Origin of the sequence: Loktanella fryxellensis, assembly GCF_900110065.1 — a bacterium.
Lineage (GTDB): Bacteria > Pseudomonadota > Alphaproteobacteria > Rhodobacterales > Rhodobacteraceae > Loktanella > Loktanella fryxellensis.
Map to the genome: position 1 here is coordinate 16,143 of NZ_FOCI01000024.1, position 25,773 is coordinate 41,915.

The window sequence follows — 25,773 nt, forward strand, 5'->3', positions numbered from 1 at the left end:
GATCAGTATCCTGCAAGGGTGTTGATGAGGACAGCGGTGCACATGCGCGCCGGGCTGGTTGCCTTGGCGGCCATCCAGTCGAATGTCGCCTGCACGCCCTGGGGCCCGGCGATCTCGATGCGAGGGCGGGGCAGATAGACGGCGTGGGCGGTGAAGGTGAAGCTGGCGTTGGCCCCGAGGCTGTAGTTGAACTCCAACTCGCAAGGCGTGCCGTCGATGGCTTGGGTGATCAGTGCCGTGTCGGAAAACCGCACCTCGATCCGGCCAGACAGGGCGGCCATGGCGGGATCGGCGCCATCGATGCGCCCATCACCGCGGATGGTCTCAATCCGGTCGAGGTTGTTCGAATAGGTGATCTCGGCCGAGACCACGTTTCCCAAGCTGCTGCCGTTGCGTTTGACCGTGCCGTTGAAATGGCCGAAACGTTGCAAGCCCAGCGCCGCTGGCGTGCCTGCGGCTGTCGCGGCGGCGATGGCTTCCCCTTGGGCGACCAGCCGGGCGGTGGCCGTCAGCAGGCCGGAGCGCTGCATTTGCCAGGTCAGCTGATCAAGTACGCAGCCGGAATACATGGCAAAACGCGGCACCTCCGGCATTGCCGTCTCGATGGCCATGCTGGGCAAGGTCCAGTTGCCCGACTGAAAGGTGTGGGTCTTAGGCGTGGTGCCGCTCGTGACAGGCTGGCCGAACGCCGCCTTCAGCCAGAACCCGAAGGCCTCCACATCGATGGGGATCACCACCTCGCCATCGGCAGTGACCGCGTCCTTGATCGGGGCGAGGGGATCGCGGCCGTAACCCAGCAGTTCGGATTCCAGCAGCGGCTGCTCCGACCCGAGCGTGGTCCGGGCGAAGGGCATCAACCGGAACCCAGTCACCGGCGGGGTGCCGTAAACTGTCTCATACGCAAGCGCCATCTGCGCCCGCGCGCCTTGCGCACGTGCCATGGGGGTCTCCTCGATGTTGGGGGTGTCAGGCCAAGGGGCCGGTGGTGGTGTAATGCAGCACGACGGTGATCACCGCCGCCTTCAGCGCCGCCGCGCCCTCGATGGGCAGGTCGGCGGAGGCCGGGGCCTCGGGTTCGATCCAGTCACAAAGGCCGCCAAGCGTGCGGTCGGCTTCCAGCGCCGCGCCGATACTGGCAATCAGGGTATCGAAGGCGCTGGCCCGACCATTCGGGGCCTGGACGACCACCTCCAACTCGGCGCGGTGCTGATAGTGGTAGCGCAATGGTGACAGCGTCACTTCCGGCTCGCCCGGCTGGCCGTCGCGCAGGATGATCAAACCGGTTACCGGGATCCGTTCGGGCAACACCTCGTCACGCAGAACGAGGGCGTCAAGCGGCTGAAGTCGCGCCTGAAGCGCGGTGAGAACGGTTTCACGGGCGGTGGGCATGGCTCACAATACTGTTGATGTCACATTTGCCGGGCAAACGCCGCTTTGACGGAGATTAATCAGCTCATTGCTGAATGGCCGTAACTGGCCAAGTCTTTGGATCACATTCTATTCTGCGGAAATCACATCCCACATTGCCAGCATTTCTCGGATGACACGCTTGTCCCCATCCGACACGACGTAATCATCGTAGAATTGCTGCCCATTGAACCGGATAACAGCGCGATCCGCTTCAGCAATGCTGCGGGCAAGCGTAACAGCAGTGTCGCCTCGCAAACTTGCGAATTCCCAAATCTCAGTGTCGTTATCCCTCAACCATTGTCCGACCGGCACCCGTGTTGTCTGTCCGTCGATGTTGATCGAAGCGCTCTCGACGAACAGCCAGCCACTACGGGACGTGTAGTTGAAGAACAGCTCCAGGGTTTTCTGGCCGGAGCCAGCTTCTATCAAGTAAAGCGTCACGTAGTTCCGGATATCTTGAAAGCGCGGGGACGACGGGTGCCGTGCCCATGAGGAACCGTCGAACTCGGCCGTCGTTCGCACCAGTCGCCCCTCGAGCGCACGGGCCGTTCTTTGCAGCTGCTCACGTTCCGCTTCGATAGCTTGTTCGTAACTGGCAGCCTTGTCCGTGTAAGTCTGGTTTTCGCCGTTTACCCGGGCCAAGGCTTGATACGCGACAAAATTGCGTTCGGCTTGCGCGGCGGGAATGGGTCGAACGTATGCATTGAGTGCTGCCTCAAGCGCATCACGTTCAGGACTTGGAGGTGGCGCAAAGGTCGTGTCCGCCGCTATCTCGCGTGCAATTGCTTCCACGTCTGCCCCATCTGCTCCGATCCGGGAAATATAATCTGCGAGCCGCGTATCGGCCGCAGGCCCATCTGCCTGTGGTGCCGGTACCTCCGAAGACGGGGCAGAGGTCGGGCCGACTACACCGGATAGGCCCGCCGCCCTTTCACGAGCGGTGTCCAGACTCGCGCCTTCAATTGCTTCGGCAAAAGCAAGGCACAGCTCGACCTCCCTCGACCAATCCGCGTTCTGCAAGGAGCCCCATGCGATCATTGATGCCGCAGCGTCCATATAGGCTTCGGCATCCCGAGCAAGAAACGCATCGCGGCATTCTGAACGCGCTGTGTCGACCTCTTGCTGCGACGGATCAGCACCGGCAGGAAATGCGATGAGTGCCGTCGTCGTCAGCGTAAGGAGGAAATTGCGCATCATTTTGAGAATTCTTCCATTGTCTGTTTAGAATCAGGCTAGCGATCCACAATGCAACCATCAAGCGAACATCGCCGAGCCAGCGTCAGACCCTGTCCGAATTTGTCACCCACCTTGCCACGATCCGCCCCGGCACACCGTCCACCGCCCGCTCCGCATCCCGCGCCAGATCCAGCCTCTTGCGCAGCTTGACCTGCGGCACCAGCAGGAAGATCGGCACTGTCGCGAGGCTGCGTCCGGTTTTCGACTTCGACGCTACGGCTCGACCCTTCGAATCCAACCTCCCCTCGGCCACCAGCAAGCTCGGCCCGCGACGGCGGTAGATGAACCGCAGGCGCAATCCGGTGCGACGTTCCCATTCGCCGGGGGTGATGCGGCCGCCTTTGGTGCTTTTCCCGGCCGCCGGGGTGGGGATGGCCAACCAGAACCCATCCTTTGACCGGATCAGCGGGCCGGTGTCGTGCGCGCCAATGATGACCGGGGCATTTGACCAGACCAGTGCGGCTGCGTTCAGGCTGTCGCCGGATTTCGGGAAGCTGGCGAGGCGGATGCTATTGCCGAGCCGGGTGCCGAGGCCCGCGCCGGTGATTTGGCCGCGCCAGGCTGATTTCAAGGAGGTGCCCGCCTCGCGCATTGCGGCGGACACCGCCTTTTCACCGGCGGCGATTTCGGCCTGCATCAGCGCGACGAGGTCGGGGTCGAACGCGATCTTCAATTTCATGATGGGCGCAGGTCCAGCGACCAGATCAGGCGTTCACGGTCACGCACTGGCTCGCCTTGGATGGTGAAGCTGTTAGTGCCGATCACGATCAGATCGCCGGGGCGGGGATCGGGCAGGTCGGATACGCGGACGTCCACCATCATGCTGTCGCTGACAAACCGCCCAGCCCCGAATTCGGTGATGCGATCCGGGGCGCGGCGGATGGCGCGGATCGGGCGTTCCTCGGACGTGGTGGCAGAAATCCAGACTGCGGCCGCCGCCATGGACGGGTTGGCATAGATCCGGTCCACGGCGGCGGCGAAGACGGTCATGACGCGTCAGTTCGAGGTCGTGATGCGGATCGCGATGCGCGGCCGCTTGTTCACCGGCAGGATCGAGGCCTCGGTCATCAGGTCGATCCAGCGGCCCTTTTCGTCGAGGTGCTGGCGCGCATAGAGCGGCAGGCCCATGGTATTGGCCGCCTCGAGCAGGTTGGCCGGGCCGCCATAGGTCGTGAACGTGTCCATCGTGCCAAGCGGGAAGGCGATGCCTTCGTTCGCAGGAACCAGCCGTTCGGTGACCTTGGTGGACAGGGTGACGGTACCGGAATACTCCTCGAACACGATGCCTGCGAAGGGGAAGTTGCGGCGCACGTCCTGGCGCAGGGGCTGCGCTCCGGTGGCGGCGTAGAACTTGTACGCCTCCTCGGTCTTCGGATGCGCGATCAGCTTGTCGAAGAATTCCCGGCTGACGAGGGCATGGACGTCCGACATGCTTTCGCCGAGGAGGTTGTCTTCGATTGCCCGCAAGACCTCGCGGACCTTGGCCTGCACGAGGGTCCCTGCCGTGCCCAAGAGGAAATCCACCGAGATTTGCGCCAGCCCGAACTCGGTGAAGTAATTGTAGAGCGTGGTGCCCGCGCCATCCTTCACGATGCCGCGCAGCGCGTTCATCTCCATGTATTCTCGGGTTTGGGCGTGCTTGCGCCGCATCAGCTGCAGCTTGCGGTTCATCACCTCGACCAGAGGGTCGGCGCCATCAAAGACGCCGAGCGCGGGCTGGCCCTGAATGTCGCCCGGCAAGATCACATCATCATGCGGGATCCACGGCAGGGCGAAGCTGCGCATCGAGCGCCCCTCGCGGGTGCCGACGGTGGCGGGACCGCCCAGCGGGACGGAGGGCAGCAGGTTCAGCACGCCCTCGTATTGCTCGATGATCACCGAGCGTTGGCTGACGCCCTCGAAGCGGAAGAGGCCGATCTGGCCGAGGCGGGTGTAAAGGTTGGGCAGGATGTTGATGGCCTGCGTCATCTCGGCCAGCGAGTAACCGCCAGCGTCAAAGGGATTTCGGACAAGGGTCATGGGGCGCTCCGGGGAATGAAGGGGGATTGGAGGATCAGACGCCGTCGCGGGCGATGATGCCCACGGCGGCGAGTTGGGCGATCTTGGCGGTGATCTTGGCCGCGTCGTTGACGCTGCCCTCGTAGGCGAGGCCCGCACGTGTCACGATGGAAGGGCCACGGACCAGCACGATGCCGACCGCATCCGCCAGCGTGGCGTTCACCGGATAAAGCAGCACAGCGACGGCGACCTGCGCACCATCCGCGCCGGTGGCGGCGGACAGGGTGTATTTGCCGCTGGCGGTGATGCGACCGAGGACGGCTCCAGAGGGATAGTTGGTGCCAATCAGCAAGGTGATCACCTCGCGGGTGTAGTTCGGGTTGACCTCATATTTGAGGACATCGCCCATGCTGGGCGGTTCCGTCAGGACGGGCATTGGTAAGTCTCCATGGTTTGGGGGATGGGGAAGATGGTCGAAGTACGCGCTGGTTCAGCGCTTGGCGTCGGTCGCGGTTTTCTTGGCGGCCGCCACGATGGGGCTTTCCTTGGCCGCTGCAGCCGGAGCGGTCGCGATGATGCCAGCCGCGTCGCTGCGGGCGGCGAGGTCGGCCAGGACCCGGGCGCGCAGGGCTTCGGGTTTCAAACCGCGCGTGACGGCATCGGCCGCGTCGATGGTCACACCCAGCCGGGCGGCCTGTGCGCAGACCTGCGCCACCTCGGCGGCCTCGGCGCGAATGGCGTCGGTGGTCATGGTGGTGATGACGGACGCTGCCGCGTTCACCGGCGGTTCGGGCGTGGCGGGTGCGACCGCGACCATAGGCATTGCCGCAAGAGAAGCTGCAACTGGTGCCATGGTCGGGGTTTCGGTGGGCGTGGTGGCCATCTGCGGACCCTTTCTGCTGGGGGAAGTTGTGCCGCGAGGTGCGGCGGCGAAGGCGTGGAATGCGGCGACGGGATCGGCGAGATCATCGGCCAGACCGGCGGCAATGGCATCGGCCCCGCGGAAGATGGCAGCTTCGGTTGCCAATGCGGCCGATTGGGTCAGCCGATCCCCGCGACCCGCCGCGACGGTTTCTGCAAAGAGAAAACGGACCACCTCCAACTCGCGCTGCATTTGGTCGTGCAAGGCCTCGGGCAGGGGCTGATACGGATTGGCGTCGATCTTGTGGGCACCGGCGTGGATCAGCGTGACCGCGATCCCCTTTTGGTCGAGGGCACCGCTCATGTCGGTGTGCAGCGCCACGACACCGATGCTGCCGACCGCTCCGGTGCGCGGCAGGATGATGCGGTCGGCCTGGGAGGCGAGAACATAGCCAGCAGACAGAGCATGTTCCGCGACGAATGCGTGGACCGGTTTCTGCGCCCGGGCCGCCCGGATGCGATCTGCCAGATCGAAGGCGCCCGCGACCTCACCACCGAAGCTGTCGATGTCGAGTGCGATGCCCCGCACGCCGGGATCGGCCAGCGCCGCCTTAAGCTGGGCCGCGATGCCCTCATAGGACGTCAGGCCCGACGATTGCCCGATCCAGGCGCCACGGTGCACCAGTGTGCCCGCGATTTCGATCACCGCTATGCCATCGACCACCGCAAAGGGTTGGCTTCCGTTGCGCTGATGTCGCTGGGCCAGATCATTGCCGAAAAGCGAGGCGCGGGCGGGAAGGGCGGCCGTGGCCTGTTCTGCTGGTTGCACGTCCAGCCCTTGGAAAGTGATCTCTTGTCCGGTGATGCGCGGCCCCAGCCCGGACAGGAAGGCCAGCGCCTTGGCCGGGTCGACCATCAACGGCGTGTTGAAGGCGCGCTGGGCGATTTGCGCGTGGTGCATCATGCGCCCTCCTTGGGGTCGGGTTTTTCGTCGCCGGTGTCGTCGGCCTCGTCGTCCTTTTCAGCGTTGGGGCCCTCGTCCGTCTTGCCGCTTTCGCCCGGCCCCTGTGCGGGTGACCCGGGGCGGCGGAAGTCGAGGCCCAGCGCCAGTTCCCTCTTCCGCTCTGCAGCGATCTCCCGGTCGACCTGCTCGGCGTCGTAACCCCGCTCTGCCAGCGCTTGGGTGCGGGATTTCAGGCCCGCTTCGATCTGCAGGATCTCGGCCGATGCGTCCTTCATCGGGTCGATCCAGTCCCATTTGGTCGGCAACCAGGCGCAGGCCTGATATTGGCGGCGCTGGCTGTCATAGCCAGGCAGGTCCAGCGCGCCCGACAACACAGCGGTGTCCATCCAGCGCACCCAGACGGCCCGGCAAAGCTGATAGACCAGCACGCCGTGCTGCCACGCTGAAATGCGTCGGCGGAATTCGATCAGGCTGATCCTCGTGTTCGAGAAGTTGCCCTTGGCCGTGTCGCCGGTCAGATAGCCATAGGGCACGCCCAGCGCGGCCGCGATCTGCAGCAAGGTCCGGTACTGGAATGGCTCGTAGGTGCCGCCCGAGTCTGGCGTGGCCGGGGTGGAGACATCCTCGCCGGGATCGAGGCGCACGACCTGGCCGGGTTCGACCTCCAGATCCTCCTCGGTCGGTTCCAGCGGGGTTTCTGGCGCTGGGGAGGTGATGAACATCGCGAACATCGCCGCGATCTTCTTCCGCTCCAGCTCGGCGTCGTCGTAGAGATCCAGCGTAAACAGCTTGACGATGGCGGCCGCGAAGCGCGACACGCCGCGCAGCTGGCCAGCCTCGACCGGGTCCAGCACATGGATCACATCGCCAGCCAAGACACGGACGGTTTCGCCCGCAAGCCCCGGATCGGTCAGGTCGCCCGGATGGCGGCGCAGGAAGTGATAGGCCACGCGGCGACCGATGCCGTCGAACTCGATGCCCTGCCGGATCAGCCCTGCGCCGGGCACGGTCCGGTTCATGTCGAGGGGAAGCATCTCGGCGGGCAGCATCTGCAACTGAAGGGGAACCGACAGACCATCCTCGGCCCGGCGCGGGCGGATGCGGATGAAGACCTCGCCCGACAGAAACACCTCGCGTGCCGCCCGACGCTGAAGCCCGTAGAAATCAGTCAGGCCCTCGGCGTCGGCATCGTCGGTCCAGGCCAACCACAGTGCTTGCAGCTCTTCCTTCTTGGCCGAATCCGCGAGGATTGACGAAGGTTTGATCCCGTCGCCCACGACATTGCTGGCGAAGCTTTCCACGGCATTCGCTGCATAGCCGTTGTTGCGTACCAGCCAGCGGGCGCGGGCGGTGATAGTGTCGCCCGAGGCCGCGATCAGCGTGTTCACATGTGCGCGGGACGCGCGGAACCCGCGCAGACGACGATGCGCTTGGGCCGCGTCAAACCCGCCGATGATCGAGCCGATGCGTTGCCGGAACGCTTCAAACGCCATGGATCACAGACCTTTCGTGGCCACGGTGCCCCAGCGCCGACGACGCGGGGTGCCGGATGTGGCCGTGGCGATCCGGCTCTCCAGGTCGCTGATCGCGTTCGCCAGTTCCGCGTCCGAGCCATAGTTGATCGATTTGCCGTCATAGCTGACCAACCGGACGCCCGCGTAACGAGCCTCCTGCAGCGCCGCCAACAGGGCGCGCATTCGTTCCAGGTCCATCTCAATCCCTCATGAAGTTCGGTGTGTACGCCCGGCGTTTGCGCCGTGGCGTTGTCGGTGTTCCGGCTTTGGGCGCGGCGGGCGCGGCGGGTTCTGTTGGGGTCGCAACCTGCGCAGCTGGTCGGGTTTCCACCCCTGCCTGCGCTTCCAGCCTTCGCCAGGTCGCCTCATCCCAACGATCTGCGCCCATGATCCACGCCGCAGCCCGCGCATAGACCCGGGTGTCGAGGGCCTCGTTGCGCTCGCGCATTTTCTGCCATTCTTGGTGGGCGTAGCCGCGCTTGTTGCGCACGGTCACCAGCTGCTCGGCCACCAGCTGTTTCAGCCATTCGGTGTCGATCCAGTCGGGCAAGTGGACCGTGCCGGGGGCGTCGAGGGCGCCCAGCGCCCGGTCTTCGTCCGAGGGACGCTCCAGCCTCAGGAAGCGATAGGTCTCGGTTTTGAAAGTGGCCGTGGCCACGGACCACAGCCGCGCGCCGCGGCGCAAGCGTTTGCCGCCGACGGTTGCATCGACAAAGGTTGGGCCCGAAACTGGCGTCGCGCGGTTGAAGCCTTCAAGGCCCTTGATCGGGGCCACCTGATCGAACCCTTGCTTGCGCGCCCAAGCGTAGACGGCCGGGGCTTCATAACCGGTGTCGATGGCGAGTTTGCCGATCAGCATCACTGCTCCATTGGCGCAGGCCCAAGTGCGGCCGAGCAGAGCCGTCAGCTTGTCCCAGCATGCCGGATCGTCCGGGCCGCCGGAGATAACGATGTGATCGACCAGCCAAGACTCGAGGCCGCGACCCCATGCCCAGACGTCGACCTCAATCCGGTCCTTTTGCACGTCGACGCCCGCCGTCAGGAACAACCCACCCACCGGGATCTGCACGCCGCCATAGGTTTCGCGGCGTTCTGCCAGTCGCTGCCACTCGGGGGCGTCGCCAGACTCCACCCACGTCTCGCCCAGAAGCGTATTGCGCGCGGCGCGCAGCATCTCCTCCGAGCCCTGCGCTGACAGCCACTCGCGCGCGATCTGTTGCCAGCTTTTCCAGCCAAGGGGCGAGTAAAGGGCCGAGATATGGAACCCGATGGAATGCGGATCGGCGGATACAGCCGTTGCCCGCCATTCCCCACGCTCGAGCATCCGCGCCTTGTGATGCTCGGCGATGGGTTTTTCGCAGCCCTCGCAGTGATAAGCCGCCGTGTCGGGCCGTCCCTTATCCCAGCGCAGGCGTTCAAATTGCAGCCACTGCATATGGCCGCAATGCGGGCATGGCACGAAATACCGGCGCTGGTCCGATGCCTCGAACTCGCGCTCGATCCGGCTCAGACCCCGGATCGTCGGGGTCGAGACCATGAACACCTTGCGCCGGTGCGAGAAGGTGGTGGTCCGCGCTTCGGCCAGCGTGACCGGATCACCTTCCTCGTCGGCAGAAGCTGGATAGGCATCAACCTCGTCGAGGAAGATGTAGCGCGCGGGCATCGACCGCAGGCCGGTCGCCGAGTTGGCACCGGTCAGCACCAAGATGCCGCCGGGGAATTCCTTCGACAGCATCGAATTGCCCGCGTCGCGCGACCGGGCGGGGTTGACCCGTTCGCGCAGAGCCGGACTGTCCGCGATCAGGGGATCAAGACGGCCCCGCGAGGTGCGCTTGGCCAGTTCCAGGGATGGCAGCACCGCCAGCATCGGCCCCGGCGCATGATGGATGACAAAGCCGATCCAGTTGTTACCAGCCTCGGTCGCGCCGACCTGTGCGGCTTTCATGAAAGTCACGCGTTGCGCCGGGTGCCGCGGCGACAGCGCATCCATGATCTCGCGCAGGTATGGCGCCCGGGCCGTGCGATACCGCCCCGGTTCAGCCGCACCGCGCGAGGACAGCCAGCGATGCGCATCCGCCCATTCCGACACCGTCAGGTCCGGATCGGGCCGCATGCCCTTACGCCAGCTGCGCAGGATGTCCTCGGCACCGTCAAAGCCGAGATCGAGATCGGCGGTCAGATCGTCGTTTGTCGTGTCGGCACTATCCGAGGCTGACCCGGAGGTCGGCAAGGTCGTCGAGGTGCTGTCTGACATGGGCTTCCAACACCCTCTGCAGGATCGCGGCCTCGATGATCACCGGCGCGCCGGTCTGTTTTTCCACCTCCGCTGCCACTTCGGCCGCAATCAGCGCCGCCACTCTGCTCGGCCAGGTCACCCAAGTGTCACGCTCTTGCCGGGCCAACCGGAAGACCAGCGCTTCTGCCCGGGCGCGATCCACCAGCGTGCCCTTCTTCTTCTGGATGCCCAGCTGCTTGTCCTGCGCCTGGTAGACGGTCAGCGCTGTGCGGGCCTTCAGATAGGACGAGCTGTCGGCGGGACCGCTGAACCCGCTATCCCCGCCGGTGCTGCGGCGTTGCTGGTCCGGATCGGTCATATCGGCACGGCGCACATCGGACGCCGCCGCGTTGATCGACCCGTCGCTGTATACCACCAGCCGACTGGCGCGGCGCGCCTTCTGGATCGCCCCACGCGAGAGGCCGGAATGGGCGGAATACTCCCGCTCGGACATACCTTCCATGGCGATTGAACGGACCTCAAGTTATTGGAAATAAACAGAAATAGCTATCTTATTCAGTTGATTACACTCCGCGATAGAGCGATTCTGGTGGCAGGAAAACGATGCAACTCACCCCTGGAGACGACGCCATGCCTGACAAGACCACCCCCGCCAAAGGCCCCAGCGAAGCCCTGCTTCTGGAGATCGCCACCAGGCATTTCCACAGCATCGAGACGCTGGAGACCCAGAACAGCGACCGTCTGGACTTCCACGACGTGGCGGTCTGGGCGATCCGTGCAGCACTCGAAGCGGCTTACGCCGCTGGTCACGCCGCCGCGACCAAGCGCTGAAGGAGGATAGGGACATGACCATGGCTACCACTACCATCCGCATCGACATTGCCACGCTGCCCGACGATCTCGACCGCTCGCGCCCGACTGTCGTGGCCGAGGCGATCGAGGCCGCGCTCCGCGAGAGCGGGATCAAGGCCGACTGCTCGGACCTGTTTTTGCACATCAAGATCGACCTGCCGACTGCACAGCTGGCCGCCGCCAGCGCCGTGCTGGTCGACCTGCAGTTGATCTGAGGCAGCACCATGAGCACCCGCGCGCAGATCGCCATCCAGATCGGGCCGGAGGAATGAGCGCATGTCTACGTCCATTTCGAGGGCTATCCCGCCCACATGCTGCCCGCGCTGGCGCGCTGGAAGCCGGAGGATATCCTCACCGCCCAAGAAATCCGGCAAGTCACGGCCGAGGCGCTAGATTGCTTCAGCCCTCCCCGTGCGCCGCGCATCCTGCCCCTCCCGACATGGGAGTTTGCGCATCTCTACATGTGGATCGGATGCCAATGGGTGCATGTGGTGCCGCAAGCCGATGTGCCCTGAGTGTAATCAGAAAGCACTGATATTGCTCGGATTTACCTACACTAGCCGCCCCGCCAGAGCGATGGTGATTATACGAAAACGATGCAACTCAGCCAAGGAAACCCCTGCCATGACCACCCGCCGCGCCGCCACCAACAACACCAAAGCCCTCGACGCCTTCATGACCACCAAGTTCCAGATCGACGCGATGCTGGAGCGGCTGAAGGCCCTGAGCGACGACCATTTCGAGACCCACCCCGACGAGATCAACTGGGGCGATGTCGGCACCCTGAACCATTACGCCAGCCTTCTGCGCCAGATCACCGACGCTGCGTTCAAGGAGGGCGAACATGCCGCTTGATCCCGCCCAGCGCCACCAGATCGAACAGGACGCGATCGCCGCCGCTTGGGAGGCTGAACGCCTCGCCGCCTGCGACGACGCCATCGCCCTGCTGCGCGAGATCGCCGATCTGGACCGCGACGACGATGGTGACGTGATCATCGGCACGGACGCCGATGGCCACAACGACCTGATGTCGCGCATTGCCGCCTTCCTTGCCAAGCACGATCAATAGTGGAAACCGCCATGACCAAAATGACCGAAACCCAGTCCATTATCCTGACCGCCGGGGCCCAGCGCCCCGAGAACATCGCCCTGCCGCTGCCCAAAGGGCTGGCAGGGGCGGCGGCGAAGATGGCCGTGACCAAGATGATCGAACACGGCTGGCTGCAGGAGGTCGACGCCAACCTCCGGCGCGGAGAACCCCTCTGGCGCGAAACCGGCGATGGGCATGGCACCACGCTGATCGTGACGGATGCTGGCTTGCTGGCCATCGGGATCGAGCCGGTGGTCGTCAAGAGCGTGGTCGCCATCCGCAAACACGCCGCAAAGACTCCCGCGCCAATGGAGGCCACCGCCGCCCAGCCCAAGCAGCGCGCCGGGACGAAACAGGGTATGCTGATCGAGATGCTGCGGCGGCCCCAAGGCGCGTCCATCGCGGAGATCGTAGAGGCTACCGGCTGGCTGGGTCACTCCGCGCGCGGTGCAATCTCAGGGGTATTGAAAAAGAAGCTCGCTCTCCCGGTCACAGCAGAAAAGATTGAAGGACGGGGGACCGTTTACAAGCTGGAAATCGCCTGATGCATCGCTTCAGCTTCTGCCAAATTCAATTCTTCAGAAAGAGCTAGCGCTTGCCCCTCTCTAACCGCTTGCAGGTCACGGAAGACGCGGCCTGCGATCTGACCCACATTGACGACAAGGTGCGCGCCTTCATTTGATGCCGTCAAATGTTTTACGTCTTCGGCATGGCGCATAAACTTGCAAGGCGTGTTGATCTCGAGGTGGTCGTCACTCTGATAGATCACCCAGACGACCCCGGCACAGTCGCCCGGCTGATCGATGCGGGCGCGCAGAAACTGCGACAGATGCTCCTGCACAAGCCCAAATGCCATTAAAGGACCAAGGCCGATCCGGCGCAAATCCTGCGCCACAGCAATGGCCACCACGTCCCGCCAAGTGTACCAGCGGCCCTTTCCCGGCTCCGGTGTGTGTTCCGGCCGAAAGCCGCACCGCGATATGGCTTGGTTCAGATCGGCGCACTGGATCGGAACAGCTCGGACCAGATCACCATTTCGCCAGAGATAGTCGCTATTTATCATTGCTGCAGCCTCTCCATGTCATCAGTATTTTCGTTGCTGTCATCCAAAAGCGCCAACTTTCCGGTTGCCATTTCCCACCGTCGCACCGCCACGTCGCAATAAGCCGGGTCAAGCTCCATCGCGAAACACCGCTGCCTAGCGCGTTCTGCGGCGACGATCTGGGTGCCGGAGCCGCAGAACGGCTCGTAGATCAGATCGCCCGGATCCGAGAACGCGTCAGCACCGCCTCGACCAGCGCCACCGGAAACACGGCCGGATGCGATCCCGCGGCACCCAGCCCGCCCTTGTGACGCATGATGCGGAACACCGAGTCCGGGATGCGGTGGCTTTGGATCGCATTGCCGGTTCCGGTTTTGGCATGGACGATGCCGTCGGCCCCGCGCAGCCCACCGCCGCCGAGGGTTTCGCCCGCGTGCTTGGACGGCACGGTCTTGTGCGGTTTGCGGGGCGCGCGGTTGAAGTGAAAAATGAACTCGTGTGATGGGGCGAGGCGACCGTTCCAGTCGCCCGGCAAGCCCGGCCCCTGATCCCACACATACCAACCAAACCGCCGCCAGCCAGATTTGCGCATCCATTCCACCCATCCTTCCCAATAGGGTTGCCACTCACTGTCGCGATGCACGAGGCCGAGGTTGACCAGCAGTTGCGCGTCAGCGGTGACCGGCGCTGCGATGAACACGCCTTGCATCAGCGCATCCCAATCGCCCACCTTTTCCTTGGCCGCGCCATAGTCGCGCTGCTGGGCGTAGGGCGGCGAGGTAAACATCAGCGTAGCCTGTTCGCCCTGGATCAGCCTGGCAACAGCGGTTGGATCGGTGGCGTCGCCGCAGCATAGGCGGTGCTTGCCCAGCACCCAGATGTCGCCCGGCTTGGTGATGGGTTCGGCAGGCGGGGCGGGGATGGCATCGGCCGCATCGTCAGAAATCGAAGGGCGGTCGTCCCCATCCGCCAGCAGCGCGTCTAGTTCGTCCTCGGGGATGCCGATCAGCCCGAGGTCGAAATCCTCGGCCAGCAGCGCCTGCAACTCCTGCATGAGCAGGGCCTCGTCCCAGCCGCCCAACTCGGTCAGTTTGTTGTCGGCGATGCGACAGGCCCGGCGCTGCGCCTCGGTCAGATGGCCAAGAATGATGACCGGTGCCTCCGTCAGCCCAAGATGGGCCGCCGCCAGGACGCGACCGTGGCCAGCAATCAACTCGCCATCAGCAGCCACAAGCACCGGAACTGTCCAGCCGAACTCCGCCATGCTGGCGGCGATCTTCGCGACCTGATCAGCGTCGTGGGTCTTTGCGTTACGGGCGTAAGGCCTCAGCCGGGCCAAGGGCCAATGTTCGATCCGGCCCGGCAGGATTGGCGCATTCATGCCGCCAGCCTCTTGGCCTTCAGCTCGGCGAAGGTTTCGCCGGTGTCGGCCAGAACGGCATTGGCACCGGTGAATTGCTGCCAGCGCTCGATGGCCACGTCGACGTAAGCCGGGTTCAACTCGATCCCGAAACAGACGCGGCTTGTAGTTTCTGCGGCGATAAGCGTGGTGCCGGATCCCATGAAGGGTTCAAACACCGCCTGACCCGGGTTGGAATTGTTCAGGATGGGGCGACGCATGCATTCCACTGGCTTTTGCGTGCCATGCACTGTCGCGGCATCCTGATCCTTGCCCGAGATGTGCCACAGCGTCGTCTGCTTGCGATCCCCCGCCCAATGGCCCTTGCCGGTCTTCTTCACCGCATACCAGCAAGGTTCGTGCTGCCAGTGATAGTCGCCTCGGCTCAGAACAAGGCGGTCCTTGGCCCAGATGATCTGCGACCGTACGTTGAAGCCCGCCGCCATCAGGCTTTCGGCCACGGTCGAGGAATGCAGCGCGCCATGCCAGACATAGGCGACGTCGCCAGGGAATAGCGCCCACGCTTCGCGCCAATCGGCACGGTCGTCATTGAGCACCTTGCCGGTGCGCTTGGTCTTGGCCGCGCCCGCCTGGTTGCGCCAAGACGGATCGTATTCCACGCCGTAAGGCGGGTCGGTCACCATCAGCAGCGGCCGCACATCGCCGAGTAGCCGCCCGACCACATCGGCCGCCGTACTATCGCCGCAGATCATCCGGTGCGATCCCAGCTGCCAAAGGTCGCCTGCCACCGATACCGGCGTGACCGGCGGTTCGGGAATGTCGTCCTCACCCTCGACCGCACCACCATTCACCTGATCGGGATCGCGCAACAGGGCATCCAGATCTTCGTCGGTAATCCCAAGCAGTGATAGGTCGAAATCCTCGGCCAGCAGCCCCGCGATCTCGTCGCGCAACATGGCCTCGTCCCACTCGCCCAACTCGGGCAACTTGTTGTCTGCGATGCGGTAGGCCCGGCGCTCGGCCTCGTCGAGGTGGCTGAGCCGGATCACTGGCACGTCCTTAAGCCCCAGCATTGCCGCCGCCAGCACACGGCCATGCCCCGCGATCAGCTCACCATCGTCGGCCACCATGCAGGGCACGGTCCAGCCGAACTTCGCCATGCTGGCGGCGATCTTCGCGACCTGATCGGTTCCGTGGATCTTGGCATTGCGGGCGTAAGGGCGCAGCCGGTCAAGCGGCCAGGTCTCGATCTGGCTCGGCGCAAAGACCAGGTCCATGGGGTGGCTCTCTCGGGTAGGCGGACAAGCCGATGCGCGCTGGGCGATGCCAACGTCAGGATCAGGGTCCGCGATGTGGGGAAAAACGAAAGCGCCCGGGAGGGGTGTCCTCCGGGCGCAATTCTTCGATGATCAAGGGGTAGGTCAAGATGGGCAGCTTTGTCAAATGAAAAAATGAAGCGGATTCAACAGCTTCACTGCAGGTGGCTTCCGCTGGCAGGCTTCTGGCAGGGTGGCTTCCGCAAAGTGGATTCCCTGGATTCCACAAAAGAATCCAGCACGGCGAGATCGTGATTCACCAAGCCTTTGATAATGAGTCAGTTTTTCCAAGATCAACCGGCAGGTGGATTCCGCTTGGCTTCCCCGGTGAAACTGCCTGTCGCTAGCGAAACGCCGCGCTGCGCCCCCCCGCATACGTTCGGGGCCGGGGAGGAACCATGCCGTGGGGGGCTTGCCGAGGATCAACCGTCGCCGAAACCCTGATCCCGCATGCGCGCAAGGGCGTCGAGTGCATGGCGTGATTGCAGATCGGATGGAAGCCGTCGTGGGATAGATGCGCAGACCTCCAAGATCTGCTGGTCCTTCGGTGTGAGTCGCTTCCTTTCGCGCCCCCAGAAGAGGAGGTCTTTCCAAAAATCGGCCCCAAGCGTTACAACCTCGGACTGGGCGTTGATGCCTTCAGTCATTGCCTTCTTGGCCTTTTCGTCGCGTTTTGCGGTTCGAGCTGTTTCCACCAGCGTCAAACAGGTTTCGAAGTCGTCATCATAGGCTAGCGTGCGGCCTTTCATGCCGTTCCAGCACGCCTGCTGTTTCGCCCATTCCGACATGTTGCGGACGCCGGCCGGAGGGTGAGTGATCACATCATGAGCTTCTGCTGCGGCAAGAAGAAGTGCACGCTGCATTGCCTCTGGCACAGATTGCCGTCGCCAAATGGCATCCAGATCGAGGACCTGTTTCTCGCCGTTAGCGTCATGGAACAGTTTGGCCATTGAATAGGTGACGATGTTTGCGCGGTAGCCGCCTTCGTACCACGGTTGCTTCGGAACCTCGGTCTCCAGCCAGCGAAAGACGATCGCCTTGGAAATCAGCCGCCGATACCAAAGTTCGTCGTATTTCGTGTCACTCTTCGCCCAAGCCTCGCCAATCTCTTTCGCGAATTCTGCAAAGTTCTTCTGTGCGCCGCGCGACACGATATGGGGCTGGCCCGCGGCCGAAAACTCGAACTTTGCAAGATCGGTCTTGCTGAAAAGCTGTGCCTTGGGAAATTCAATGTCAAAGCTCGTCTGAGCCTTGCCCTTCACCTTCGGTCGCGCATTGATGAACTGCCCACGTGAACGCTCATAGAACCATTTGCTGTCATGACGTTCACCGTCGCGGGCTGTGAAGATGACATCGCGTGAGAATTGCTCCATCCGGATGTGGAACGGGTGGTTGGCGAAGAAGTCGGCCGCGTTCACCTTGTTCTGCGTGTTGGCATACTCCGAGATTTTAGGCACGATTTCTTCAGACTTGGCCGGGGACACAACGGTCAGTTTCATCTGAACAAAGACCTGCGCGAGTTGGTCCTTGGCTGATTTCAGACCACTGTGAATCGATCCTGTGGTCTGTGCGCCATTCACGATTTGCAGGTTGCTGATCGATGCGATTGCCAATCCGTCAGCGGTTCGGACGCATAATACCTCGTCTGCTGTCGCTGAAAGGCCGTTGTTGTAGGGGAAGAAGAGCTCGGGTTCATCCTTGATCGTCTTCTGGATGCCCTTGTTCGTCTTCGCTCGCGCCTGAAGGAAAGACCGCACATTTGCCTCGAGCAGGCGCGCGCCCCAACGGTCGTAAATCGCGGCCAATTGCTCCCCTGGCACAATCAACAGGTAGCTTTCCAACGCAGCGCCGGTCTGCGAAGCCTTGAGCGCTGGTAGAGGTGCGCCAAAGTCCGTGGCAAAGTCGATGACCATGTTCTCGCGCGCCTGACCAGAGCGGTCAAAGCGCTCAAAACGTGCCAGATCCCACACCGACCAGGTTATCGGCACCTCGCCCAAGTCAGCCAACTTCACCGTGTCGTCCCGGCCGATGTACTGGCGGTTTGAAATCAGGATCAGCTTGACCTTGGTAACCTGAGACCATGTCGCAATGATCAGGTCGGAAACCTGAAACGCCGGGTTCGCCTCGTTTAGTGCGTCACGAAAGTCTTCGGTCTTTGCCTTCTTCAAGAAACGGATCAGCGGGTTGAGGATCGGAGGCACATCGCCCTTGCCGAAGGTCTGAACCTCTTCACTGTCAGCGAAATCGCAAATGATCAGGCCGAGGACCCCTTCGCTGTCGCGTGGGTCGCCTGCGTAACCATCGATACGAAGTTTGTGACCGCCATCGCCGCTCTGGTAATATGCGCGATCAGCCACTTCCAGTTCGCCCGCTTCGGTCAATCGCTCGGTCATCCGGTCGAAAAACGCCTCGACCGGGAAAACACCACTGGCATCAGCTTCGCGGCGAATGTCTGCCATGAGGCTCTGATGGTACTCGTCAAGTTCGGTCACGGTTGCACCTCTTCGATCAGGTTAGCCTGTACATCGGCCCAGTCGGTTCGAAATGGAGCGCAGGCAGATAGCGCAAGGGAATAGGACACGGTAGAAACGCCGAGTGGCACTGGGGCCGAGATGCGTGGGAAACCTTCTGAAATGGTGTGAAAGACTGGGGCGGAAACGATCCAGCGCCATGCTGAATAGTCGTGCAGACAGTCGTACCCAACATCGGCAAGGTGCAGATCCCAATCCATGATGGTTGAAGGCTCTGTCCTCTCGAGAAGGTCAGTGACTTCGGCCACGTGTTCGGTCAGCGTTTTGCCATGAGGCTGCTGTACCTTGTCGACAGCCAAGACAGCCAACCATAGGCGACGATCAGGCACATCAGCCAACTGATGCTCATTCGTTATTTTCACGAAAGGCTGGGACGCGCCGCGACGGGCTTTGACCTCGATGCAGTCGGCCTTGAGTTCAAAATCTTTCGGTGCGCCCGAGGGCCCAGTCCATGCGGTGAGGGCAGGTTTGGGGCCGAGATTGGCGATCAGAAGTTTCAGGACCTCGATTTCCCCAATCAAGCCCTTCTGTGCTTCCTCCGACAGAACCTCGAGCTTTCCGCCGCGCAGCAGATAGTGCCAGCGGAAGGTCCGCCCGATGGCGCGCTCCAGCGCTTCCGCTTCGGTCTCTGCAAGTTCACCGGCCGCCATGACGTCGCGACAAAGAGTTTCGAACAGCTCCATCTGGGCGTTATCCTTCAACCGAATGTAAAGGATGGGGCCGCCCGGCAAGGTCTGGAACCTGATTTCGAGGTTCTTCAGTTTGGGCAGGTCGGGAACCGGTTTCGGTAAGTCGGTCAGCTGAAGCAGAAGACAGACGTCAGCGCGGGGCATCACAGCCCAGAACCAGTTCCAGCGTGCGGCGGCACCGACCCGCCTTGTGTCTGTCTTTCCGGCCTCGAGGCCAGACCATGGCGTGTCAGTCGGTATCACCGAGCGCCTCCTCTTCGATTTCCTCTTCGCCGAACATCTCGCGCATGCGGATAGTGTTGACGATGTATTCCACGGTGCCACCTTCAATCTCGCTCCTTGGGAAAGAGATTGTCCAAGCCAAGAGGTTGCCCTGCGGCAACAGACTTTGCAGGTCATCGGGTGCGTCCGGTGAGACAAAGCGAAGGATCAGCAACGGCCGCGTCCTGACGTACCTGAAGAAACGATCGGGCAGGGAACTGGGCGTTTTACTCTCAGGATATTCACGGTGGAATTCGACTTCAGCGCTGGCAAGTTCCTCCGGCCCCAACCCTTCTTTCTCATCCCCGGGCGATCCGACACGGCGGCTCGTACCGCTGATTGCCAGCACACCCTGACGTAGATCGGCCGCACCAACCGATCGGTCAAACGGCTTCATTGGGCCATTTCCCAAACTGTCCGCGCCAACATCATCCTTCTGGGCGCTTGCAAACAGGATGTCCCATGTCCGCAATTCGCTCTCACCGCGGGCGTCGATATAGTCGTTCATCAGGCGGGGGTCCGTCAGTGGATCGGTCGGATCGGTCCGAAACACCCCCAGAAACTCACGCACGAGGTCAACCGGAACGGATTTGAACAGCGCCCCCCGCGATCGGTCTTCGCCCCCCAAACCCAGCTTCAAGATTTCTGCGGCAAGCCGTTCTCCCGCTTTTCGGTTGCGGTCAAGCTGGTCGTGATCTGCCCGGATGCGGGTGGTTTCAACCAGTTTGTTGGCAAGACCCACGCGGACAGGAAATTCCTTACCCGTGCCCATCTTGTTCCGTGCCGTGACAATCAGCGATTCGGGATGGCTGCGCACAGCCAGCCCGAACTGCTCGGGCGTCGCCTTGGCCAGTTCCATGCGTTTCAGCTGGGCCTGCAGGTCGTCCATCGCCTCGTGAATGTGTGCGTACCAGCCCACCCCATCTGCCGGAATCCAGACGCGGCACAGGTCCTCGTAGCCGGGGCGATAGCCGAACCAGCGGCCCATCTGCATCAGCGTGTCATACATGATCGAGTTGCGCAGGAAGTAGCTAACCGTGAGCCCTTCCAGCGTCAGGCCGCGCGACAAGGAGAAGCCGCCAACCGCGATGATGGTCACCCCGTGTTCGCCTCCTTGGTCGTAGTCAAGCGCCTGAGAGCGTTTTGAGGCGTTCACTTCAACCACACGGGCAGCAACCAGAACTTCATGCAGTCGTGGTTGCACATCGGCCCAGTCAGCCTCTTTTGCGTACTCCTGCTGCCAAACCGAATGCAGCGCCGCTATTTCGGGATTGTTCAGTGCCGCCCGGCCCTTGCCAGCCTCGACAGCCACAGCGTCACGGATGCGGCCAACTATATCAGCCACCTGCGACCTTAAACGCCCCTGCACATCGGTGAAACGCGAGGCATTGATCAGCATCGAGGCATGCGCAGCCTGCTGGCCCCGCGCGTTACGGATCGCCCGCGAAACGATGAAGGCACGCACCGCCTGCACCAGACTGCCAGGCAGCACATCGACCGGATGGTCGATCTTGTGCTTCATCGGGAAGATGTCCTCATTGTCTTCGATCAGACGAATGTGGCGGTCGCGGGCGTCCAGAAATACCTTTTGTGCTCCGAAATAGTTGGACGGCGCATCAAGGCCGATGATGAAATGGCGCGGAAACAGATCCTGCCTCAACGCGTCGTCGTCGGTGTCGGGATCGATGAAGATGTTGGCAAAGGGCGTGGCGGTATAGCCAACATAGCAGCTGCGGTGGAAAATCGACAAAAGCTCGCGGATCTGGCCGTTGATCCTCGTGACCTCGTCGCGTGCATAAGCCGTGTTGATCGATGCATTGTCCGCTTCATCGTCGATGACCAGCATGGGCTGGTTGACCATCTGCGTCCCTTGCTGGACCGAATGCTCCTTCAGCCATTCCAGCAAGTTCTTCAATGTGCTGGAGTTCTTCTTGATGACCAGAACAACCGGTACGTTGTATTGCCCGATCTGGCTGGTGTTGGTAGTGGCAGTCGCCTTGTTGAAATCGCGCAGCGTGTTGGTAAGTGAAACCGGGAATTCGCGCTGGTCGAATTGTCCCACACCGATAAGCTTCTGGCGCTGGGCTTTGTTGACATGGGCGAGCCGACCGGTATCTCGACCGATGAAGCCCTCGTCGATACGGGCCTGTGTCTGGTTGCGCAGATTGTTGTGGATGCCCGCGATCACCACGATCAGGCGATAGCCAGCGTCTGCCGCCTTGCAGATGAGACCTGTATAGTTCTGTGTTTTCCCGCTCTGGACGTGCCCGACGACCATGCCTCGGCGGCTCCACGCACTGGTGTTGTTCGGGTCGCCAAGCCGGTCGAGAACCTTGTCTGTCACTTCATCTGTTGCGTTGACGACAGACTTAGGCAGACCTTTCAGGTTCAACAACTGGCGGTACCTACCCCAGTAAAAGTCACCAACCTCGCCATTGATCCGCGCGTCGTGCAGCCAAGGGCGAAAATCCTTTGCGTCTACAATGGCGCCGAGGCCCATGCTGATGCCGTACTTTTCCTCGATCAGACGGGCGAGCTCTTCCGCTTCACTGTTTTCGACCTGTCCCGCAAACATGGGCGTGCTGCGCAGTTGCGTGATGATGTCGCGGATTGACTGTGCGGTATGGGGCGCAGGTTGCGACGCCATGTACATGGACGTCATGCCTTCAAGGCTGCTCAGGAGGGGCTTCACTTGTCTTCCTTCGTCTGAATCGTTGCCGCGATGATGCGCTGGGTGTCTTCCCAAGCCGATCGGAAAGGATCGTTGTCCTTCATCAAGGCAATGATTTCCTTCATGTCTTTCTTCGCTTTCAGCATGCGTGTCAGAACTGCCTGCACTGCCTGACTCAACGCGTCCTCATCCACGTGGTCTGGGACGATCTGCTCTGCCGTTCCTGCCATGTCGGCAAAAAGGGTTTCGATGGGCAGCGATGCCCCGACGAGAGAGACGCAGTTGAAGAAACCGCGCCGCAAATCCGGTGGCAGGCTCTCTGCAAAATCTGCAAACGCAGGATGGTCCGCATTCGGTCGATAGCGGATTTGCCCGTCGGCTTGAATCCTGTGCCACATCGGAAGTCGTTCATGATCGACCAGCTTCTGACCGCGCTTGCTGTAGGTGCGCTTGGATCCCGCCAGTATGCGTTCGATCACCTTCTTCAGTCGGTCGCGAACGATGGGTGGCAGCTGCGCCGAGGATTTCTTGACGTCTATCTTCCAGTCGGCGTCCATGCTGTTGGGAATGTCGATCCTTACGCGGGACAGCTTGGTGATTTCGGATTGTCGGCACAGGCCGAACCATGCGCCGTGTAGGATCAGCCGCTTGCCGCGGTAGAGATAGAAGCCCTGCGATTTCAGGTGGCCTTCCGGGCCACCGATATCCTCCCAGTCCGCCTTGCTCATCTGCTTGTGGTGCGGAAGCGTGAAACTCTGGATTTCAACGTCGCCCCGGATCAAAGTCAGCTTCTCTTCCGGATCCGTGATTGTGGCCGGGTTCTTGCGGGCAAAGGGATCCAGCGGCTGCAAGAGACGCCCATTCAGCAAGAGGCGGATGGGCTTTGCTTCTTCCATGAACCGATGGAACACGAGGCGGAGATGCCGTTCAGTTTCAGCGATCCTCTGGTTGATGACTTCGGCGCGTTTGGCGGCATTATGGGAATAGCCGCCGGTCAGCCGATCAAGTTTCTGCCAAAGGACGACAGTACCGGTCGGGCCAAGCTGCTCGACGGCAGGAAGTCCCGCAAGATCATCGGGCAACTGGACAGCCCATTCGTTACGTTCGGCAACATCATCAAGATCCCAGATGGCGGCAGAGGTCTGGCCGGATTTCCGGGAAATGACAGTCAGTCTTCGGCACTGAGAAAAGCTTGCGCTCTTGAGGCCCAACCCGAAACGTCCAAGGTCTGGCTCATCTCTGGCTGCGAGGGGATTTCTGCTGCCTGGCCGCATTGCCGCAATCAGTTCATCCTCAGCCATGCCATCGCCGTCATCGACAATGGCGATGTAGGGTTCATCGGAATAGGTTTCCGTGATGACCTGAATACGATGTGCGCCTGCAGTAATTGAATTGTCGATAATGTCGGAAATGGCGGTTTCAAGGAAATACCCGATATCCCGCAGCCCTTCGATCAATGCTGCGGCGTGTGGGGTCGCATCCGCCCGTCTTGAAACAACAATTTCTGCCATGTTAACCCTTGGTGGAGCGACTGTGATCTACATTGGCGGGAACACATCGACGTTACAAGCCACGCAGAGCGGTCAAACTGGCCCTCAAGTCGTATGGGTGTCCGCTTTTGTCAGGGATGCGTGGATCAACGCTGCGATCTGCCGCGCGAGGAACGGTGGGACTGCGTTGCCAACCTGGACGTACTGCTGCGTCCGATTGCCGAGGAACAGGTAGTCGTCCGGGAAGGTCTGCAGTCGGGCGGCTTCGCGCACTGTCAGGCTGCGACACTGCGCAGGGTCTGGATGGATGAAGTAGTGCCCGTCTTTGGAGATGTGGCTGGTCACGGTTGTTGCAGCCTCATGGGCCAACTGAACCCGGAAACGGTCGCTGAAGATACCGCTGTGCCAGTTCTTGTGATCGGGGCTTAGCGCGAGGGGAAAATCTGCCGCCTTCGGGCTGTACCGGCGCTGATCCCCGAAGACCCCCGCGAATAGGTAGCGACCGAGATCTGACGCCATGTGCCCACGCGTTTCGTGCTGGGCGAGGGCCTGCAGTTCCGGTCGTTCGAGCCAACGCATCAGTTCGTCGTTAGAGGTCCCGTACCCAACAGGCAGGCTTCTTCCAGAGCGTTGAGTGTATGCGCCACTTTTCACATGCATTGCCGCTGCGAGGAATGCCTGCCGGAGTGTGTCATCCTCCTTGACCTTGTAGACCCTGGCGAGAAACTTTGCGGCGTCGACGACCTCACGCTTCCAAGCCACCGGATCGTCCGGGCTTCGGCTGATACCACTGCGCAAGGGCGGCATGTTGCCAATCGTATCGCTGACTGTGCGTCTGGAGCCAGAAACGGTAATACTTGTGCCTGATAGTCGGTGGGCCAAATCTGACCTGACACCGACGATGATGACCCGATGGCGGCGCTGTGGCACCCCAAAGTCCTCGGCGCGCACGATGAAGTCGGACGGCTTGTTCGGTTCCTGCAGCGTTGCCTTGCCGTCTGAAAGACGGATCGCCCGGAGTTCATAGTGATGCGCATGCCCGGTGCCGAGCGAGGTCAAATCCTCCATCAGCATCTCGAAGACCATCCGGCTTTCGATTGTCGATGACAGCATGCCCTTAACGTTTTCCATCACGAAGGCAGCAGGGCGCAGTCGGTCCAGCACGCGAATGTACTCGCGGAAAAGATAGTGCCGCGCGTCCTCTTCGGGCACATATCCGATCTTTCCGTTGGCACGTGCACGACCGACCAAGGAATAGGCTTGGCAGGGAGGGCCGCCGATCAGGACCGTGTCGTCGAAGTCCTGTCTCAGTCGGGCGACGACGCTGTCGATTGCTTCGGCGGCAGGCTCGGTACCCAGTTCAAGGCAACGTGCCTCACTTATGGCGTGATCCCACGAAGTTTCATCAATCTTAGACCAGTCCGGTTCGGCTGACTGGCCAGAATGGAAATCGATATAGGCCTTCGGCAAAGCCCCATGCTTTTGGGTGTAAGCGCGAACAAATGCGCGCAGGGTCAACGTTCTGTGCGCTGATGTCTCTTTTTCAACCGAAATACCGATTTGAAACGGAGAATGATCGCCAACACGCAGCGAAGCAAAACCCTCGCCCAATCCACCAGGCCCGGCAAACAGATCGACTATGCCGAAAGTCTCTGGCAAATCAGTGTCCTCTCGAATTCAGATCACTGGCTGTATACTAGGTCCGACAGATGAAGCCAGGAGGCAAATGATCGACATCGTCGACAGTCAGGCCCGCTCCCGCATGATGTCCGGGATCCGTGGAAAGAACACGAAGCCCGAACTGGCGCTGCGTCGTTCCTTGCATGCGCTCGGCTTTCGTTATCGCCTGCACCCGAAGGGCATTCCCGGCAAGCCGGACATCATGATGCCGAAGTACCGCGCAGTCATCTTTGTACATGGTTGCTTCTGGCATCGCCACGCAGGCTGCCGCTATGCCACAGTTCCAGCGACACGCCCGGAGTTCTGGATGACCAAGTTCGATGCAAATGTAGTGCGAGACTCGGCAGTTCAGTCCGCTCTTCGGGAGGCGGGCTGGCGGGTCGGAACAGTCTGGGAGTGCGCCCTGCGGACCGAGACATCCATTGCGCAAACACGGGAGATGGTGGCGGCATGGCTTCATGGCACTGACGCTGTGCTTGAAGGTATCCGTCCGGTTGTCCCGCTCTGACGACTGGATGGAGTATCAGCTAGATGTCCATCATCGATAAATGGACATCTTGTGGTGAGTGATG

At 61.8% G+C, this 25,773-nt stretch carries 26 protein-coding genes and 1 pseudogene; 7 read left to right on the forward strand and 20 right to left on the reverse strand.

Annotated elements, in window-relative coordinates:
* Nucleotides 1-2: 2 nt before the first annotated feature.
* From BMX16_RS14435 to BMX16_RS14490, 12 genes are all read right to left on the reverse strand, one after another.
* The gene (locus tag BMX16_RS14435; protein WP_089905052.1) at nucleotides 3-941 is read right to left on the reverse strand and encodes a phage tail tube protein; all 939 of its coding nucleotides are present in this window, start codon (nucleotides 939-941) and stop codon (nucleotides 3-5) included.
* A 25-nt stretch (nucleotides 942-966) separates the two neighbouring features.
* On the reverse strand, nucleotides 967-1,389 hold the full coding sequence (locus tag BMX16_RS14440) for an acyl-CoA transferase (protein ID WP_089905054.1): 423 nt from the start codon (nucleotides 1,387-1,389) through the stop codon (nucleotides 967-969).
* Nucleotides 1,390-1,497: 108 nt separating this feature from the next.
* On the reverse strand, nucleotides 1,498-2,607 hold the full coding sequence (locus BMX16_RS14445) for a hypothetical protein (protein ID WP_089905055.1): 1,110 nt from the start codon (nucleotides 2,605-2,607) through the stop codon (nucleotides 1,498-1,500).
* An 82-nt stretch (nucleotides 2,608-2,689) separates the two neighbouring features.
* The gene (locus BMX16_RS14450) at nucleotides 2,690-3,325 is read right to left on the reverse strand and encodes a DUF6441 family protein (RefSeq protein WP_089905057.1); all 636 of its coding nucleotides are present in this window, start codon (nucleotides 3,323-3,325) and stop codon (nucleotides 2,690-2,692) included.
* On the reverse strand, nucleotides 3,322-3,636 hold the full coding sequence (locus tag BMX16_RS14455; RefSeq protein WP_089905059.1) for a head-tail joining protein: 315 nt from the start codon (nucleotides 3,634-3,636) through the stop codon (nucleotides 3,322-3,324). Before BMX16_RS14455 ends, BMX16_RS14450 begins: the two co-directional genes overlap by 4 nt.
* A gap of 6 nt (nucleotides 3,637-3,642) precedes the next feature.
* Nucleotides 3,643-4,665 carry a major capsid protein gene (locus BMX16_RS14460; RefSeq protein ID WP_089905060.1) on the reverse strand — a complete coding sequence of 341 codons (1,023 nt, stop codon included), beginning with the start codon at nucleotides 4,663-4,665 and terminating at the stop codon, nucleotides 3,643-3,645.
* 34 nt (nucleotides 4,666-4,699) lie between these two features.
* Nucleotides 4,700-5,080, reverse strand: a complete 381-nt coding sequence (locus tag BMX16_RS14465) for a head decoration protein (RefSeq protein WP_089905063.1) — start codon at nucleotides 5,078-5,080, stop codon at nucleotides 4,700-4,702.
* A 54-nt stretch (nucleotides 5,081-5,134) separates the two neighbouring features.
* Entirely contained in the window at nucleotides 5,135-6,466 is a 1,332-nt protein-coding gene (locus BMX16_RS14470) for a S49 family peptidase (RefSeq protein ID WP_177174684.1), read from the reverse strand.
* Nucleotides 6,466-7,962, reverse strand: a complete 1,497-nt coding sequence (locus tag BMX16_RS14475) for a phage portal protein (RefSeq protein ID WP_089905067.1) — start codon at nucleotides 7,960-7,962, stop codon at nucleotides 6,466-6,468. Before BMX16_RS14475 ends, BMX16_RS14470 begins: the two co-directional genes overlap by 1 nt.
* Before the next feature lie 3 nt (nucleotides 7,963-7,965).
* Complete coding sequence (locus BMX16_RS14480) at nucleotides 7,966-8,181, reverse strand: phage head-tail joining protein (RefSeq protein WP_089905069.1); 216 nt, start codon at nucleotides 8,179-8,181, stop codon at nucleotides 7,966-7,968.
* A gap of 1 nt (nucleotide 8,182) precedes the next feature.
* The gene (locus BMX16_RS14485) at nucleotides 8,183-10,237 is read right to left on the reverse strand and encodes a phage terminase large subunit family protein (protein WP_245731586.1); all 2,055 of its coding nucleotides are present in this window, start codon (nucleotides 10,235-10,237) and stop codon (nucleotides 8,183-8,185) included.
* Nucleotides 10,185-10,721: a hypothetical protein gene (locus tag BMX16_RS14490; protein ID WP_089905073.1), complete on the reverse strand. Its 537-nt coding sequence runs from the start codon at nucleotides 10,719-10,721 to the stop codon at nucleotides 10,185-10,187. The genes BMX16_RS14485 and BMX16_RS14490 overlap by 53 nt, the downstream gene beginning before the upstream one ends.
* Before the next feature lie 128 nt (nucleotides 10,722-10,849).
* Between BMX16_RS14490 and BMX16_RS14495 the strand changes: the two genes are divergently transcribed.
* From BMX16_RS14495 to BMX16_RS14520, 6 genes are all read left to right on the forward strand, one after another.
* Nucleotides 10,850-11,050 (forward strand): DUF6900 domain-containing protein, encoded by a 201-nt coding sequence (locus BMX16_RS14495; protein ID WP_089905075.1) that lies wholly within the window; start codon nucleotides 10,850-10,852, stop codon nucleotides 11,048-11,050.
* Between the two features lie 20 nt (nucleotides 11,051-11,070).
* Nucleotides 11,071-11,286, forward strand: a complete 216-nt coding sequence (locus tag BMX16_RS14500; protein WP_342707826.1) for a hypothetical protein — start codon at nucleotides 11,071-11,073, stop codon at nucleotides 11,284-11,286.
* Between the two features lie 96 nt (nucleotides 11,287-11,382).
* A complete protein-coding gene (locus tag BMX16_RS14505; RefSeq protein ID WP_245731587.1) occupies nucleotides 11,383-11,586 on the forward strand; it encodes a hypothetical protein in 204 nt (67 codons plus the stop codon).
* Nucleotides 11,587-11,695: 109 nt separating this feature from the next.
* On the forward strand, nucleotides 11,696-11,926 hold the full coding sequence (locus BMX16_RS14510; protein ID WP_089905080.1) for a hypothetical protein: 231 nt from the start codon (nucleotides 11,696-11,698) through the stop codon (nucleotides 11,924-11,926).
* Complete coding sequence (locus BMX16_RS14515; RefSeq protein ID WP_089905083.1) at nucleotides 11,916-12,140, forward strand: hypothetical protein; 225 nt, start codon at nucleotides 11,916-11,918, stop codon at nucleotides 12,138-12,140. Before BMX16_RS14510 ends, BMX16_RS14515 begins: the two co-directional genes overlap by 11 nt.
* Nucleotides 12,141-12,151: 11 nt before the next feature.
* Nucleotides 12,152-12,706, forward strand: a complete 555-nt coding sequence (locus tag BMX16_RS14520; RefSeq protein ID WP_089905097.1) for a DUF3489 domain-containing protein — start codon at nucleotides 12,152-12,154, stop codon at nucleotides 12,704-12,706.
* On the opposite strand, the gene BMX16_RS17370 is transcribed toward BMX16_RS14520, so the two are convergent.
* From BMX16_RS17370 to BMX16_RS14555, 8 genes and pseudogenes are all read right to left on the reverse strand, one after another.
* Entirely contained in the window at nucleotides 12,685-13,224 is a 540-nt protein-coding gene (locus BMX16_RS17370; RefSeq protein ID WP_143058049.1) for a hypothetical protein, read from the reverse strand. The two genes, BMX16_RS14520 and BMX16_RS17370, sit on opposite strands and share 22 nt — an antisense overlap.
* Nucleotides 13,221-14,584, reverse strand: a pseudogene (locus tag BMX16_RS14525) (site-specific DNA-methyltransferase). Before BMX16_RS14525 ends, BMX16_RS17370 begins: the two are co-directional and overlap by 4 nt.
* Nucleotides 14,581-15,840, reverse strand: a complete 1,260-nt coding sequence (locus tag BMX16_RS14530) for a site-specific DNA-methyltransferase (RefSeq protein ID WP_089905085.1) — start codon at nucleotides 15,838-15,840, stop codon at nucleotides 14,581-14,583. Before BMX16_RS14530 ends, BMX16_RS14525 begins: the two are co-directional and overlap by 4 nt.
* Nucleotides 15,841-16,301: 461 nt before the next feature.
* Nucleotides 16,302-18,371: an AIPR family protein gene (locus BMX16_RS14535; RefSeq protein ID WP_089905087.1), complete on the reverse strand. Its 2,070-nt coding sequence runs from the start codon at nucleotides 18,369-18,371 to the stop codon at nucleotides 16,302-16,304.
* The gene (locus tag BMX16_RS14540; protein ID WP_089905089.1) at nucleotides 18,368-19,342 is read right to left on the reverse strand and encodes a PD-(D/E)XK motif protein; all 975 of its coding nucleotides are present in this window, start codon (nucleotides 19,340-19,342) and stop codon (nucleotides 18,368-18,370) included. Before BMX16_RS14540 ends, BMX16_RS14535 begins: the two co-directional genes overlap by 4 nt.
* The gene (locus BMX16_RS14545) at nucleotides 19,329-22,052 is read right to left on the reverse strand and encodes a Z1 domain-containing protein (RefSeq protein ID WP_218139911.1); all 2,724 of its coding nucleotides are present in this window, start codon (nucleotides 22,050-22,052) and stop codon (nucleotides 19,329-19,331) included. Before BMX16_RS14545 ends, BMX16_RS14540 begins: the two co-directional genes overlap by 14 nt.
* Nucleotides 22,049-23,542, reverse strand: coding sequence for an ATP-binding protein (locus BMX16_RS14550; protein ID WP_089905091.1), 1,494 nt, complete (start codon nucleotides 23,540-23,542; stop codon nucleotides 22,049-22,051). The genes BMX16_RS14545 and BMX16_RS14550 overlap by 4 nt, the downstream gene beginning before the upstream one ends.
* Nucleotides 23,543-23,626: 84 nt before the next feature.
* Nucleotides 23,627-25,180 carry a DNA cytosine methyltransferase gene (locus tag BMX16_RS14555; protein ID WP_089905093.1) on the reverse strand — a complete coding sequence of 518 codons (1,554 nt, stop codon included), beginning with the start codon at nucleotides 25,178-25,180 and terminating at the stop codon, nucleotides 23,627-23,629.
* Between the two features lie 67 nt (nucleotides 25,181-25,247).
* On the opposite strand from BMX16_RS14555, the gene BMX16_RS14560 reads away from it, so the two are divergent.
* Nucleotides 25,248-25,709: a very short patch repair endonuclease gene (locus BMX16_RS14560; protein ID WP_089905095.1), complete on the forward strand. Its 462-nt coding sequence runs from the start codon at nucleotides 25,248-25,250 to the stop codon at nucleotides 25,707-25,709.
* Nucleotides 25,710-25,773 lie beyond the last annotated feature (64 nt).

Excerpts from the sequence above, each read along its gene's own strand:
- BMX16_RS14435 (WP_089905052.1), bottom strand. The coding sequence starts at position 941 with ATGGCACGTGCGCAAGGCGCGCGGGCGCAGATGGCGCTTGCGTATGAG.
- BMX16_RS14440 (WP_089905054.1), bottom strand. The coding sequence starts at position 1,389 with ATGCCCACCGCCCGTGAAACCGTTCTCACCGCGCTTCAGGCGCGACTT.
- BMX16_RS14445 (WP_089905055.1), bottom strand. The coding sequence starts at position 2,607 with ATGATGCGCAATTTCCTCCTTACGCTGACGACGACGGCACTCATCGCA.
- BMX16_RS14450 (WP_089905057.1), bottom strand. The coding sequence starts at position 3,325 with ATGAAATTGAAGATCGCGTTCGACCCCGACCTCGTCGCGCTGATGCAG.
- BMX16_RS14455 (WP_089905059.1), bottom strand. The coding sequence starts at position 3,636 with ATGACCGTCTTCGCCGCCGCCGTGGACCGGATCTATGCCAACCCGTCC.
- BMX16_RS14460 (WP_089905060.1), bottom strand. The coding sequence starts at position 4,665 with ATGACCCTTGTCCGAAATCCCTTTGACGCTGGCGGTTACTCGCTGGCC.
- BMX16_RS14465 (WP_089905063.1), bottom strand. The coding sequence starts at position 5,080 with ATGCCCGTCCTGACGGAACCGCCCAGCATGGGCGATGTCCTCAAATAT.
- BMX16_RS14470 (WP_177174684.1), bottom strand. The coding sequence starts at position 6,466 with ATGCACCACGCGCAAATCGCCCAGCGCGCCTTCAACACGCCGTTGATG.
- BMX16_RS14475 (WP_089905067.1), bottom strand. The coding sequence starts at position 7,962 with ATGGCGTTTGAAGCGTTCCGGCAACGCATCGGCTCGATCATCGGCGGG.
- BMX16_RS14480 (WP_089905069.1), bottom strand. The coding sequence starts at position 8,181 with ATGGACCTGGAACGAATGCGCGCCCTGTTGGCGGCGCTGCAGGAGGCT.
- BMX16_RS14485 (WP_245731586.1), bottom strand. The coding sequence starts at position 10,237 with ATGTCAGACAGCACCTCGACGACCTTGCCGACCTCCGGGTCAGCCTCG.
- BMX16_RS14490 (WP_089905073.1), bottom strand. The coding sequence starts at position 10,721 with ATGGAAGGTATGTCCGAGCGGGAGTATTCCGCCCATTCCGGCCTCTCG.
- BMX16_RS14495 (WP_089905075.1), top strand. The coding sequence starts at position 10,850 with ATGCCTGACAAGACCACCCCCGCCAAAGGCCCCAGCGAAGCCCTGCTT.
- BMX16_RS14500 (WP_342707826.1), top strand. The coding sequence starts at position 11,071 with ATGGCTACCACTACCATCCGCATCGACATTGCCACGCTGCCCGACGAT.
- BMX16_RS14505 (WP_245731587.1), top strand. The coding sequence starts at position 11,383 with ATGCTGCCCGCGCTGGCGCGCTGGAAGCCGGAGGATATCCTCACCGCC.
- BMX16_RS14510 (WP_089905080.1), top strand. The coding sequence starts at position 11,696 with ATGACCACCCGCCGCGCCGCCACCAACAACACCAAAGCCCTCGACGCC.
- BMX16_RS14515 (WP_089905083.1), top strand. The coding sequence starts at position 11,916 with ATGCCGCTTGATCCCGCCCAGCGCCACCAGATCGAACAGGACGCGATC.
- BMX16_RS14520 (WP_089905097.1), top strand. The coding sequence starts at position 12,152 with ATGACCAAAATGACCGAAACCCAGTCCATTATCCTGACCGCCGGGGCC.
- BMX16_RS17370 (WP_143058049.1), bottom strand. The coding sequence starts at position 13,224 with ATGATAAATAGCGACTATCTCTGGCGAAATGGTGATCTGGTCCGAGCT.
- BMX16_RS14530 (WP_089905085.1), bottom strand. The coding sequence starts at position 15,840 with ATGGACCTGGTCTTTGCGCCGAGCCAGATCGAGACCTGGCCGCTTGAC.
- BMX16_RS14550 (WP_089905091.1), bottom strand. The coding sequence starts at position 23,542 with ATGGCAGAAATTGTTGTTTCAAGACGGGCGGATGCGACCCCACACGCC.
- BMX16_RS14560 (WP_089905095.1), top strand. The coding sequence starts at position 25,248 with ATGATCGACATCGTCGACAGTCAGGCCCGCTCCCGCATGATGTCCGGG.